General features: G+C 58.2%; 1 protein-coding gene. It reads right to left on the reverse strand.

Annotated elements, in window-relative coordinates; genetic code table 11:
• On the reverse strand, window positions 1-475 hold a 475-nt coding region (locus tag PZ895_RS16475), incomplete at its 3' end, for a helix-turn-helix domain-containing protein (RefSeq protein ID WP_275840090.1).
• Window positions 476-550: the final 75 nt, after the last annotated feature.

Below are 550 nucleotides of genomic sequence, written 5' to 3' on the forward strand. Positions count from 1 at the left end.
GGCACAGGTCGCGCCAATCCTGTTGCTGTGCCTTGTTCATCGACACGATCATTTCCAGCTCGGGCGTTTTCAGCCCAAGTGGGGAAAGGTCGATGCCGTAAGTCCGATCCAACACAATGCGGCCATCATGGTTGTTGCGGTGCCCTATGCGCCGCCCGGTCGGACTATCTTTAAACGCGATAAGGCCGGCCTCTGCCAGAGCGCGCAAGGATCGCTTGAGGGCCGATAGCGAGCCGATGGCGCATTGCTCAAGCAGGCGCTGATTGTCGGGCCAGACGAGGGGTCGGGAAGTTCCGTCCCAATCGATCTCTTTCGAGAAGCTAAGGAGCTTGTTCATCAGCTCGATCAGATGGGGGCGCAGGCCCAGGAACTTAGTGCAGGAATTAAACGCTGTATGAGCGCGCTTCTTGGAAACTGCGGTCTGCGGTCCCCATAGATCAGCGGTTTCGAGGGCTTTGTGAATGCCAGGCGTCATCGCCCGGAATCCTGTCGGACTCGGCATAGGATCTCCTTTCAATGGACATAGCGATCCCGTTCGCCGAAGCGGCGT

This window comes from Mesorhizobium sp. YIM 152430, from assembly GCF_029210365.1.
Lineage (GTDB): Bacteria > Pseudomonadota > Alphaproteobacteria > Rhizobiales > Rhizobiaceae > Aliihoeflea.